Raw genomic sequence first — 12826 nt, 5'->3', positions numbered from 1 at the left:
CAAAAATGGTAAAAGGCTACGAAGTTGTAATCGGTCTTGAAACTCATGCTGAGCTTAATACCGAGTCTAAAATATACTGCGACTGCAAGAACCAGTTCGGTCTTGAAGTCAATTCACAGGTTTGCCCTATCTGCATGGGTATGCCTGGCACACTGCCTACTCTTAACGAAAAGGTAGTTGATTATGCAATAAGAATGGGTCACGCACTCAACTGCGAGATAAACCGTGTCTGCAAGCAGGACAGAAAGAACTATTTCTACCCTGACCTGCCAAAGGCTTATCAGATATCACAGGCAGAAGTTCCTCTCTGCGGCAAGGGTTATGTTGATATCCTTGTTGACGGCGAGGAAAGAAGAATAGGTATCACAAGAATACACATCGAGGAGGACGCAGGTAAGCTTCTCCACTCTGACAAGTTCCATGGTGTATCACTTGTTGACCTTAACCGCTGCGGCGTTCCGCTTATCGAGATAGTTTCAGAGCCTGATATGCGTTCTTCACAGGAGGCTAAGGTCTATCTTGAAACACTGAAATCTATTCTCCAGTATCTTGGCATATGCGACTGTAAGATGCAGGAAGGCTCTATCAGATGTGACGTAAACGTATCAGTTCACAAGCCTGGCGAGCCATTCGGCACACGTTCTGAGATGAAGAACGTAAACAGCTTCTCTGCCGCTGTAAGAGGTATCGACTACGAGGTAGAAAGACAGATAGCTGTTCTTGAAGCAGGCGGAAAGGTCGAGCAGGAAACTCGCCGTTGGGACGACGAAAAGGGAATGAGCATTCCAATGCGTTCAAAAGAGGACGCACAGGATTATCGTTACTTCCCTGAGCCGGACCTGCTCACTATCGTTGTTGAGCAGGAGCGTGTTGACGAGCTTAAAAAGAGTATCCCAGAGCTTCCAAACGTAAAGATACTCAGATATGTAAAGAAGTTCGGTCTGAACATAAAGGATGCAACGTTTATAGCAGAGTCTGTTTCCCTTGCAAAGCTTTTTGACGACTGCATGGCAAAGGACAAGTTCCCTGCAAAGTGCTATACAACATGGATACTTGGCGACCTTGTTAAGTACATGAACGCAACAGGCAAGACTCTCGAAGATACAAAGCTCACTGCTGACAATCTTACTGACCTCGTCGCTGCTATCGAGGCAAAGACCATTTCCAACGCTGGTGGAAAGAAAGTTTTTGCAGTTCTTCTCGAGGAGGACAAAAAGGTAAGCGACATTATCGAGGAACAGGGTCTTGCACAGGTCTCTGATGACAGCGCACTTGAAAAGATCGCTGACGAAGTTCTTGCCGCAAACGAAAAGTCTGTAAATGACTACAAGGGCGGAAAGACAAATGCTCTGGGCTATCTGGTAGGTCAGTGCATGAAGGCTTCAAAGGGCAAGGCTAACCCAGGAAAGATGAAGGAGATAATCCTTGCAAAGCTTGGCTGAGCACAGAAAAATCTGATATAACGAAAGAGGATCGCATTTGCGGTCCTCTTTTTTGTACTCATATAAGTTTCCCATAACAAAACTCGCCATCTGACGAGGTTATCTCTATCTTTAAAAGCTGTCGCCTTAAGGAAACTTCTTCGCTCGTCCTCGGTATTTTCACTGTCACATAATTTGGCGCATGACCTTGGTGCCACTGAGGGCTTGTTTCCTTTTCAAACAAAACCTCCTGCACTGTGCCAACAAGGCTTTTGAGATACAAAGCCTTTGTTTCGTTGCATACATCTGCCATTTGAGCCGCACGACTGTGCTTGGTCTTGCGGTCGAGCTGACCTTTCATTTTGTCGGCAACAGTGGTAGGTCTGCGTGAATATGGGAAAATATGCGTTTCTGCAAAAGATATCTTCTTTGCAAATGCCAGCGACTTTTCAAATTCCTCGTCAGTTTCCTGTGGAAAGCCCACCATTATATCGGTGGTTATAGCGCAGTTTGGAAAATACCTGCGAAGCTTCTCGCAAAGCTCAGCATACTCCGCCGTATCATAATGGCGGTTCATGCGCTTCAAAGTTTCGTCACAGCCACTTTGCAGGGAAAGATGAAAATGTGGACAGAGTTTTTCAAGCTTTGACATTCGCAGGATATCTTCATCTGAAATAAGCTCAGGCTCAACAGAGCCGATACGCACTCTGTAATCGCCATCACAGCCGCAGGCGGCTTCAACAGCGTCAATGAGCCGTGTGCCGTTTTTGAAGTCTCTGCCGTAACAGCAAAGATTTATGCCCGTGAGGATTATCTCCTTGTGACCTGAGTCAACGAGCTGCTGAACTTCGGGAGCGATATCCTCCAAAGGTTTTGAGCAGATGTGTCCTCTCGCAGTGGGGATAATACAGTAGGTGCAATACTGATCACAGCCGTCTTGAATTTTGATATACGCACGAGTTTTTTGGTCAGCACCTGAGTTTGTCATTTTCTCAAAAGCCTCTCCCCTCTCACGAGGAACTATCCTGATAATACGCTCGCCACTTGTGATATACCTTTTTATAAGGGCAGGTATCTCCTTTTTTGCACCTGTGCCAACTATGATACCGCACTCGTCAAGAGCAGAAGCTTCCTTTTCAAAAGCCTGCGGAAAACAGCCTGCCAAAACTATCAGACACTCAGGATTAGCTTTTTTTATCTTGTGGATAAGCTGTCGGCATTTTGAGTCCGACTGAGCGGTAACAGTGCAGGTATTTACAACACAGACCTCTGCATCAGCATAATCCTCAGTGACCTCATACCCCTCGGACAGCATTGCTTCCTTTATATTTTCTGTTTCATATTGGTTTACCTTGCAGCCGAATGTATAGAAAAAGGCTTTCATATTTGATTTCCTTTCAGTAGCCAAATGTTTATAATGCACAATAAATCACAGTAATATATGTGCATATTGCATAAATCTAAACTTTGATTTTTATCACTCTTGACTATTGTACCATATTTTAATTTTTTTTGCAAATATCCATTGACAAATCAAAAAAATCGTTTATAATATAAATTGTAGAGAAAAGATCTACAGAATTTATGTGGGAATCAAGATCGGATATACCGATCATTCTGAAGGAGGAATATTTATGACAAAGGTAAAAATCATGCTCGATTCCATTGCAGCGGTAAAGAAGTTTGTAAGCGTAGTTTCTATGTACGACTTTGATGTGGATCTTGCGTCAGGAAGATATGCAGTTGACGCTAAGTCAATTATGGGTATTTTCAGCCTTGACCTTTCAAATCCTATCCAGCTCGTAGCACACACAGACGACGCTACTAAATTCCTTGACGAGATCAAAGAATTTATTGTTGACTAAACTTTGATATCACGAAAGCACTGAGTTTTAAAAGCTCAGTGCTTTTTTTGTTGCAAAATTTAAACGATTTCGCATTTTTGCAAAATCTCATCGTATAGTTTAATATATTTACGAATATACACTTTCTACTTTTGTTGTATTTTCATTCAAAACGCATATAAAACGTTTGAGATTTTCGTAATAAGAAAACTTTTAGTTGATTTGTTATAGCTTTTATATAAGTTCCACATTAACTAAAACGTTTTAATATGATTAATTATCCAAATTTTATATAATGAATTAACATGAAATAAGTAAAATTCATATTAATATCTTCGTGTATAATATTTTACACAATATCTGTTTACTATTTGTTCACATGGGCATATAATTATATATGGATTAAGATATGTGACATATAAGTATAGAACTGCTGTTGCCAATGTAAAAAGAAACGAAAATATCAGAAATTTTCGGTTCTTTTTAGTTTTTTAGAGGTTATTATTGCGAAAGGAGGATATGCCAAAGGGCATAATCACGAACATGATCAAAGCTTATATCAGGATAAACGATCTTAATGACATCAAGACTTTGCATGAAGCGGCTTTAAGCTGCAAATACGATCTGGTGGTGCAGTCAGGAACAAAAATACTCAATCCAAAATCACTTATGGGTATTTTCGGTCTTGGCACAAAGAAAACTGTATCGCTGGTAGCTAAATATGACGACAAGCGTGATTTTCTCGAAAAATTCGGTGATCTGATCTCAACTTAGATCATTCCTTATAAAAGCGTTCTGCTGCTGCGGAGCGCTTTTCTCTTTTGCCCTTGTAATCACAAGAGCTATATGTTATAATAGTACAAAAAAGACAAGGAGATAACTAATGAGCGTAAAAATAATATTGCTTGCACTGGAAACTTTGCTGTTGTTTCTGTTTCTTGTACCATTACCTGTTATATGCTCTGGCAACCTGCTTGGCATCATCGTTTCGGTGATGCTAATGATCATAACGGCAAACTGGACAAAATTCTGCGGTATTATATCAAAAATATGGGGACATGGCGCAGGTAAATTCGGGCTTATCTTTGTAAGCACATTGATACTTGCTGGGATAATATATGTGGGCATTCTTTCCATACTTATGTACAAAGCACAGGAAAACCGCCCTGAAAAAGCCAACGTTATAGTTGTGCTTGGCTGTCAGGTAAAAGGCGAACGTCCCTCACGAATGTTACGCAGACGACTTGACGCTGCAATTAAGGCTATGAACGACAATCCCGATACGCTTTGTATAGTTTCAGGTGGCAAGGGTGATGATGAGAAAATAAGCGAAGCCTTGGCAATGAAAAACTATCTGCTAGAAAAAGGCATGGACAGCGACAGGATAATAATGGAGGACAAGTCCACTTCAACTTACGAAAATATCCAAAACTCTCTCAAGATACTCGATGAACTCGGCATGAGCCATGATATGACTATCGTCACAGACGGCTTTCATCAATACCGTGCTAGCCTTATCGCAAAGGCTCAGGGCGTGGAGAATGTCACCGCTTATTCAGCCTACACCGAGCCACGATACCTGTTCACATATTGGGTGAGAGAGTGGCTTGGGCTAACGCACTTTTTCATGCTGGGCAGCTAACTAAATTTCACGAAAATTTGCACAAAAAGCTATTGAAAACAGCACAAAGGTATGCTAGAATAAAGTCATAAATAAATGAAAATCGGAGGTTAAAACATGAAAAATATACCAGAAGTAAGACTTGGCATCATTGCAGTTTCAAGAGATTGCTTCCCTATGTCGCTTTCAGAATCAAGACGTATCAAGGTCTGTCAGGAGTACAAAAAGGCTTACGGAGATATCTACGAATGTCCTACAGTTGTGGAGAACGAGAATGATATGCTCAAAGCCCTTGACGAGGTAAACACAGCAGGCTGCAACGCACTTGTTGTATATCTTGGAAACTTCGGACCTGAGTCCTCAGAAACACTTCTAGCAAAGAAGTTTGGCGGTCCTGTTATGTTCGTTGCGGCTGCTGAAGAACCATGCGGTGATGCACTTATCGACAACAGAGGCGACGCTTACTGCGGAATGCTCAACGCAAGCTATAACCTTGCACTGAGAAACATCAAGGCTTATATCCCTGAGTACCCTGTTGGTACACCTGATGAGTGCGCAAAGATGATAAGCGAGTTCGTTCCAGTTGCAAGGGCTATCCTCGGTCTTAAGGATCTGAAGATAATCTCATTCGGACCACGTCCACAGGACTTTCTTGCCTGCAACGCACCTATCAGACAGCTCTACAACATGGGTATTGAGATAGAAGAAAACTCAGAGCTTGACCTTTTCGAGTCATTCAACGCCCATGCCGGCGACGAGAGAATATCTGCTGTTGTGGCTGACATGGAAGCAGAGCTTGGCAAGGGCAATAAAATGGCAGGCATCCTTCCAAGACTTGCGCAGTATGAGCTTACTCTTCTTGACTGGGCAGAAGCTCACAAGGGCTCAAGGAAATATGTTGTATTTGCAAACAAGTGCTGGCCTGCATTCCAAACGCAGTTTGGCTTCGTTCCTTGCTATGTTAATTCAAGACTTACAAAGATAGGCATTCCTGTTGCCTGCGAAGTAGATATCTACGGTGCTGTCAGCGAATACATAGGCGTTTGTGTATCACAAAAGCCTGTTACGCTCCTTGACATCAACAACACTGTTCCTGCGGACATATACAATGATGATATCGCAGGAAAGTTCCCTTACACACATAAGGATACATTCATGGGCTTCCACTGCGGAAACACAGCTTCATGCCTTGTAAAAGAGCCTGAGATGAAGTTCCAGCGTATCATGAAGAGAAATCTTGAGCCAGACAGCGAACCTAATATTTCAAGAGGTACACTTGAGGGCGATATCGTTGACGGAAATATAACATTCTTCCGCTTCCAGTCAACGGCTGACGCACAGCTCAAAGGATATATTGCAGAGGGCGAAGTTCTTCCTGTGGCAACACGTTCATTCGGCTCTATCGGTATTTTCGCTATCAACGAAATGGGCAGATTTTACCGCCATGTTCTCGTTCAGAAGAACTATCCTCACCACGGTGCTGTTGCTTTTGGTCACTATGGAAAGGCACTCCACAGTGTTATGACATATCTTGGTATGACAGACATAGGCTTCAATCAGCCAAAGGGTATGCTTTATCCAACAGAAAATCCGTTTGCAGATTAATATTTTAGGGATACCGCACTGTAATGGTGCGGTATTTCTGCTTTTATGAACTAAAAAATCAACAAGTGAGCCAACGCTTATTCACACATAATTATATGCCCTGCCGAATAATAATAATTTTATTGACAAATATGCGAAAAATGTAGTATAATAGAGGTAACTATTATAAGGAGATGTAGCCATGTCTGTTTACCGTATTTATGTAGAAAAAAAGCCTGAATTTGCAGTTGAGGCAAATTCACTTATCGGCGGAATAAAGTCAGCTCTGGGACTTGATAACCTTACAGGTCTGAGAGTTATAAACCGCTATGACGCAGAGGGTCTTTCAAGAGAGGATTTCGACCTTGCAGCGCCAGTCGTTTTCTCTGAGCCTGCTGTTGACGTTACTTACGATCACCTGCCTGCTGTAAAAGCTGACGAGTTTGTTTTTGCAGTTGAGTATCTGCCAGGTCAGTTTGATCAGAGAGCTGATTCCTGCGCACAGTGTATCTCACTTCTCACTGGAGGAAAAAGACCTACTATCAAGTCAGCGAGAATTTATATCGTTTCTGGCAAACTCACAGAAGCAGAGCTTGACCAGATCAAGCACTATATGATAAACCCTGTTGAGTCAAGAGAAGCTTCCCTTGATTGCTTCGATACACTCGATATCAAGTATACTATCCCTACCACAGTTAAGACTGTTGAGGGCTTTATCTATTCAACAGACGATGACCTGAGATTCATGCTCACAGACTTGGGTCTTGCAATGGACTTTGACGATATCAAGTTCTGTCAGGATTATTTCAAGAACGTTGAAAAGAGAAATCCTACTATCACTGAGATAAGAATGATAGACACATATTGGTCTGACCACTGCCGTCATACTACATTCTCCACTATCGTCGATAACGTTTCTATCGACTCAGACTACATAGCTGCTACCTTTGCAGACTATATCAACACAAGAAAAGACCTTTATGCAGGCAGAACTGACAAGCCTGTTACACTTATGGATCTTGCTTGTATCGGTGCAAAGCAGCTAAAAAAAGCTGGTCTGCTCAAAGACCTTGACGAGAGTGAGGAGATAAACGCTTGCTCTGTTAAGATAACTGTTGACGTTGACGGCAATCCTGAGGACTGGCTGCTCATGTTCAAAAACGAAACACACAACCACCCTACAGAGATCGAACCTTTCGGCGGTGCGGCAACTTGCCTCGGTGGCGCTATCAGAGACCCTCTGTCAGGACGTTCATATGTATATCAGGCAATGAGAGTAACAGGCGCAGGCAATCCGCTGGTTCCTGTTGAGGACACTATCACAGGTAAGCTTCCGCAGAGAAAGATAGTTGTAGGTGCGGCAAATGGTTATTCTTCATACGGCAACCAGATAGGTCTTGCTACCGGTCACGTTCACGAGATATATCACCCGGGCTACGTTGCAAAGAGAATGGAGATAGGTGCTGTAGTAGGTGCTGCTCCTGCTGAGAACGTAAGACGTGAAAGACCTGAGCCTGAGGATATCGTTATCCTCCTTGGCGGAAGAACAGGACGTGACGGCTGCGGCGGAGCAACAGGCTCTTCAAAATCACACAACCTCCACTCACTTGAAAACTGCGGAGCTGAGGTACAGAAGGGTAACGCACCTGAGGAAAGAAAGCTTCAGCGTTTGTTCAGAAATCCTGAAGTTACTTCAATGATAAAGCGTTGTAACGACTTCGGTGCAGGCGGAGTTTCCGTTGCTATCGGCGAGCTTGCTGACGGACTTTCTATCAACCTTGACGCTGTTACAAAGAAGTATGACGGTCTTGACGGCACTGAGCTTGCTATCTCTGAGTCACAGGAGAGAATGGCTGTTGTTATCGCAAAGAGCGACCTTGAAAAGTTCATGGCTGAGGCTGCAAAGGAAAACCTTGAAGCAACAATGGTGGCAAGAGTAACTGCTGAGCCAAGACTTAAAATGAACTGGTGCGGCAACACTATCGTTGACCTTACAAGAGAGTTCCTTAACTCAAACGGAGCTGAAAAGCACACAGATATTTCTATCCCTGCTCCTGTTTTCGCAGCAGAGAGCAACGACGCTGACACTGCTGACCGCTGGGAGTCTATGATATCAAACCTCAACATCTGCTCACAGAAGGGTCTTATTGAGAGATTTGACTCAACAATCGGCGCAAACACAGTTCTTATGCCATTCGGCGGTAAATATCAGAACACACCTACACAGGCAATGGCTGCAAAGCTCCCTGTTCTTCACGGCAATACAAAGACAACGTCCATTATGGGCTGGGGCTATGACCCATATCTCTCATCTGTAAGCCCATACCACGGCGCAATGAGTGCTGTAGTTGAGTCTATCGCAAAGGTCATCGCAACAGGCGGTACATATGAGAAGTGCTGGCTCACATTCCAGGAGTATTTCGAGAGAACACAGAATGATCCTGAGCGTTGGGGCAAGCCTATGTCTGCTCTCCTTGGTGCATACAAGGCACAGATAGAGCTGGGATGCGGTTCTATCGGCGGTAAGGACTCAATGTCAGGTACATTCGAGGAAATAGACGTTCCACCTACACTTGTTTCATTCGCTGTATCAGTAACAGACGCAGACAAGGTAGTTTCACAGGAGTTCAAGAAAGCAGGCTCTAAGGTGATCCTTATCAAGCCTGAATATGACGACAACAAGCTTGTGAACTTCGATTCACTTAAGGCAGTATTTGAAAAGGTAGAAAAGCTTATCGCTGAGGGCAAGGTGCTTTCATGCTGGGCTGTATCCTACGGCGGTGTATCTGAGGCTGTTGCAAAAATGGCATTTGGTAACAAGATAGGCTTTAAGTTCACAGACAAGCTCACAGCAGAAGAGCTTTACAGAGCTTGCTATGGTGCATTTGTTATCGAGCTTGCAGAGGGCGTTGACACTGACGAGAGAGTTATCGGTGAAACAACAGAAAGCTACGAGATAAAGTCAGACAACTACACAATAAGCCTTGACAAGCTCCAGACACTTTGGGAGGGCAAGCTTGAGCCTGTATATCCTGTTCATGTGAAAGAGCCTGCTGAAAAGCCTGAAAAGTACAGCTACAAGGCAGACAAGAGAGTTGCACCTGCTATCAAGGTGGCAAAGCCAAAGGTGCTTATCCCTGTATTCCCTGGCACAAACTGCGAATACGATACAGCAAGAGCCTTTGAAAAGGCAGGCGCTGAGGCTGACATCTTCGTTGTAAGAAACCTCACAGAACAGGCTATCAAGGAGTCTGTTGACGCAATGGAGAAGAAGATAAAAGAGTCACAGATAGTAATGCTCCCAGGCGGATTCAGCGGTGGCGACGAGCCTGACGGCTCAGGCAAGTTCATCGTATCATTCCTGAGAAACCCAAGACTTACAGACGCTATCCATGACCTGCTGAAAAATCGTGACGGTCTTATGCTTGGTATCTGCAACGGCTTCCAGGCACTTATCAAGCTTGGTCTTGTACCATATGGTGAGATAAGGGATATGAGAGACGACTCCCCTACACTGACATTCAACACCATTGCAAGACACCAGTCTAAAATGGTAAACACAAGGATTGCTTCCAACAAGTCACCATGGCTTGCAGGCTGTGAGGTAGGCGATATCCACAGCGTGGCTATCTCACACGGTGAAGGACGTTTCGTTGCAACAGCAGAGGAAATCGCACAGCTTGCTGCAAACGGACAGATCGCTACACAGTATGTTGACTTTGACGGAGAACCTACATTTGACATTCATTGCAACCCTAACACATCATTCCAGGCTATTGAGGGTATCACCTCACCTGACGGACGTGTTCTTGGTAAAATGGGTCACTCAGAGCGTAAGGGCTGCTGCGTATCAAAGAACGTTCCTGGTGAAAAGGATCAGAAGATATTTGAAAGCGGCGTAGCTTACTTCAAGTAAAAAAACAAAAATACAAGGGCGGAGCTTTTCCGCCCTTTGTTTATATGAGGACAAAGATATGCTGAAATACATTATAATATATCTTTCCGCAATGAGCCTTTTGACGTTCACACTTTTTGGTGCAGATAAGCACAAGGCAAAAGCACACAAATGGCGGATACCTGAGAAAACGCTCCTTGGTCTGAGCCTGCTTGGCGGCTTTGCAGGAGGATTTCTGGGCATGGAATTTTTCCGTCACAAAACAAAACACTGGTATTTTTATATGGTGATGATAATTTCTCTTGCACTATGGGCATTTATCATATACAAGGTCATTGCAGAATAGAATAAGTTCTTTAGGTAGTCGGTAACGGCTGCCTAATTTTTATGCCAATTCTGGTAAAAAGCATATAAAGCAGCGTAAACTTATTGGCGAAAAATAAAGTTAATCCTGTATAATAAAACTTGACACATACAAAACAGTGCATAGTATTATACCACAAAAAAAGACTGCTTTCTACCTTTTTTCCGGGGTAGAAAGCAGTCTTCTTTCATTGTGCGTTTTTTTACAGCGGCTTCAGTAAGTTCAGTTTCCGTGAAGATATAGTTGCTGTTGTCATTAGGAGCGATATACACCGTGATAGTTCCCAGCTTGCAATTTTCACTGATAGCACCACCAGTAATACCGAAGTTTATCGTGTCAGACGGAGCGGCTGAGCCTTCATCCAAATTCTTTATAGTGTCAAGCTCAAGTTTGTCAGTTGAAGTGCCGTCTTTAATAAAACTGCCCTCAATATCACCCTCGGGAGCAAAATTAAACTTCGCCATAATGCCCACATTAGAGTGATTTGTAACTGTGATAGCCTTTGTATCGCTGGTCCATTTGCCGTCTGCCTGATCGACTTGATGTGTTTCAGGATTCCAAGTCTTTTCGCCCTCGGTGTAATCGAAGGTCATATCTTCCCAAGTAATGTCGGCGGATATAGTTACAGGAGATTCCGCACCTGCCATATATTTGCCCTGCACGTCGGCAGTGGTGTCCGCAAAGGCAGGGACCGCCATAGAGGCTGTCATTGCCAGCGACAGTATGGATATAATAACTTTTTTCATTTTTCTGCCCTCCTTATTCCGCTGTAACGGTGTAAATGCCGTTCTCATCAGGTCCGCTGACGGTGCATCCTTCTGCTAGTTGAATACCGCCATATCTGCCTGTTTCATATTCATCCGGCTTAAAGTTATATGTACCCACACCGCAGATGATCTTTACCTCTTCTCTATAAACACTATCAAAGGAGAATTTGCCTATCCGAATATTACCCGACAGTTTTAAGGTCGGCGTACCGGTAGTAACCATGGGAACTTTAAGCGTCCCTAACGTAAAGTCGCCGGAAATGGTGACATCTTTCTTAACTTTCATTGTTCCGGTAATATTATTGACTCCCTCGAATTTCCAAATGTCGCCATAGCTGGTAAAACAATCTTTCGTGATGACACAATCTCTCAAGGTCACATCTGAGTAATTATTATTGTCGCCCAACCCATTCAGAGTACAATTGTCAACGATCAGATGTTGTTCAGCTCTTCCATTCATCTGCACATAACAACCGATAGTACCGTTGCTCAGCGTCAGCGTTTCGTTGCCATCATTTGAGAGTGAAATAGATTCGACGCTCAGCGTCTTTCTGTTCAGATCAAACGCCAGATCTTTTCCTGACGAAACCGTCAGCATCTCGTATGCTCCGTTAAGATCGTTGTTTAGCTTTGCCTTGCCACCATTTTCAAATACACCGCGTCGATCCTCCAAATTTTTCACCATAGTGGTGTCTGAGGTATCTGAGGTGATCTTTACTGTAATAGTACCGATCTTCTGATCTTTTGTGATCGCACCTCCGGAAATGCCAAAAGCAGTTGTGTCTGTTGGTGCGTTTTCAATTGTTGTATTCTCTGCAGAAGCAAGATCAAACTCGGTCTTGTCAAAGCTGCCATTCAGCCCATCCACAACGGCTGCGTAAGGAGCTTGGGCTAGACGTTCCGTCGCCTAAGGAAGAATTCGACCCGCCGTTGGGTTTCTACGAAAAGTGCAGTATTATGGACGAAATGCCTCTGGCTTACTGCGTTATCGAACTTGTATTCGATGAAGATGGTCACGGTGTTGACTTTATTTTCCGCTACTGCAACAAGGAGATGGCGGTAGTTGAGGGTGTGACAGTGGAAGAAATGCTGAATCGGTCTTTTTATGAAGTATTTCGCAACGGAGGCCGAAAATGGCTGGTATCTTACGCAGATGTAGCACTCAACGGCACAAAGCACACGCTGAAGGATTTTAGCCCTGAGATCGGAAAAGACCTCACCCATATATTGCTATCAGCCCGGACCCGGTTTCTGTGCCTGCGTCCTTCTGCCAGAATAAATGCACAACCTAAAATGACATTTCGTTAAAAAGCATAATGTAAAAAAAAGC

11 protein-coding genes are annotated in these 12826 nt (G+C 43.6%); 8 read left to right on the top strand and 3 right to left on the bottom strand.

Going from position 1 to position 12826, the window contains the following annotated elements; translation table 11 throughout:
* The first annotated feature begins 5 nt into the window (after positions 1 to 5).
* The gene (gene gatB / locus AB5Z01_RS05505) at positions 6 to 1442 is read left to right on the top strand and encodes an Asp-tRNA(Asn)/Glu-tRNA(Gln) amidotransferase subunit GatB (protein ID WP_117877556.1); all 1437 of its coding nucleotides are present in this window, start codon (positions 6 to 8) and stop codon (positions 1440 to 1442) included.
* Between the two features lie 58 nt (positions 1443 to 1500).
* On the opposite strand, the gene mtaB is transcribed toward gatB, so the two are convergent.
* Positions 1501 to 2805: a tRNA (N(6)-L-threonylcarbamoyladenosine(37)-C(2))-methylthiotransferase MtaB gene (gene mtaB, locus AB5Z01_RS05500; RefSeq protein ID WP_287215614.1), complete on the bottom strand. Its 1305-nt coding sequence runs from the start codon at positions 2803 to 2805 to the stop codon at positions 1501 to 1503.
* A 250-nt stretch (positions 2806 to 3055) separates the two neighbouring features.
* On the opposite strand from mtaB, the gene AB5Z01_RS05495 reads away from it, so the two are divergent.
* The 6 genes from AB5Z01_RS05495 to AB5Z01_RS05470 all read left to right on the top strand — a co-directional run bounded on the left by AB5Z01_RS05495 (position 3056) and on the right by AB5Z01_RS05470 (position 10711).
* The gene (locus tag AB5Z01_RS05495; protein ID WP_022287796.1) at positions 3056 to 3286 is read left to right on the top strand and encodes an HPr family phosphocarrier protein; all 231 of its coding nucleotides are present in this window, start codon (positions 3056 to 3058) and stop codon (positions 3284 to 3286) included.
* 498 nt (positions 3287 to 3784) lie between these two features.
* Positions 3785 to 4039, top strand: a complete 255-nt coding sequence (locus tag AB5Z01_RS05490) for an HPr family phosphocarrier protein (RefSeq protein WP_022287795.1) — start codon at positions 3785 to 3787, stop codon at positions 4037 to 4039.
* Positions 4040 to 4148: 109 nt separating this feature from the next.
* Entirely contained in the window at positions 4149 to 4907 is a 759-nt protein-coding gene (locus tag AB5Z01_RS05485; protein WP_287216374.1) for a YdcF family protein, read from the top strand.
* Positions 4908 to 5003: 96 nt separating this feature from the next.
* On the top strand, positions 5004 to 6491 hold the full coding sequence (locus AB5Z01_RS05480) for an L-fucose/L-arabinose isomerase family protein (protein ID WP_287216373.1): 1488 nt from the start codon (positions 5004 to 5006) through the stop codon (positions 6489 to 6491).
* A 181-nt stretch (positions 6492 to 6672) separates the two neighbouring features.
* The gene (locus tag AB5Z01_RS05475) at positions 6673 to 10386 is read left to right on the top strand and encodes a phosphoribosylformylglycinamidine synthase (protein ID WP_287216372.1); all 3714 of its coding nucleotides are present in this window, start codon (positions 6673 to 6675) and stop codon (positions 10384 to 10386) included.
* Between the two features lie 58 nt (positions 10387 to 10444).
* Positions 10445 to 10711, top strand: a complete 267-nt coding sequence (locus tag AB5Z01_RS05470; RefSeq protein WP_287216371.1) for a DUF1294 domain-containing protein — start codon at positions 10445 to 10447, stop codon at positions 10709 to 10711.
* Between the two features lie 146 nt (positions 10712 to 10857).
* Here the strand turns inward: AB5Z01_RS05470 and AB5Z01_RS05465 are convergent, their stop codons facing one another.
* Complete coding sequence (locus AB5Z01_RS05465) at positions 10858 to 11475, bottom strand: hypothetical protein (RefSeq protein ID WP_287216370.1); 618 nt, start codon at positions 11473 to 11475, stop codon at positions 10858 to 10860.
* Positions 11476 to 11488: 13 nt separating this feature from the next.
* On the bottom strand, positions 11489 to 12364 hold the full coding sequence (locus tag AB5Z01_RS05460; RefSeq protein ID WP_287216369.1) for a hypothetical protein: 876 nt from the start codon (positions 12362 to 12364) through the stop codon (positions 11489 to 11491).
* A 62-nt stretch (positions 12365 to 12426) separates the two neighbouring features.
* Between AB5Z01_RS05460 and AB5Z01_RS05455 the strand changes: the two genes are divergently transcribed.
* Positions 12427 to 12804, top strand: a complete 378-nt coding sequence (locus tag AB5Z01_RS05455; protein ID WP_287216368.1) for a hypothetical protein — start codon at positions 12427 to 12429, stop codon at positions 12802 to 12804.
* The last annotated feature ends 22 nt before the right edge of the window (positions 12805 to 12826 follow it).

It is taken from the genome of Ruminococcus sp. RTP21359st1_H3_RTP21359_211015 (genome assembly GCF_040909065.1).
GTDB lineage: Bacteria > Bacillota > Clostridia > Oscillospirales > Ruminococcaceae > Hominimerdicola > Hominimerdicola aceti.
This window is presented reverse-complemented; position numbering and strand designations above follow the sequence as displayed.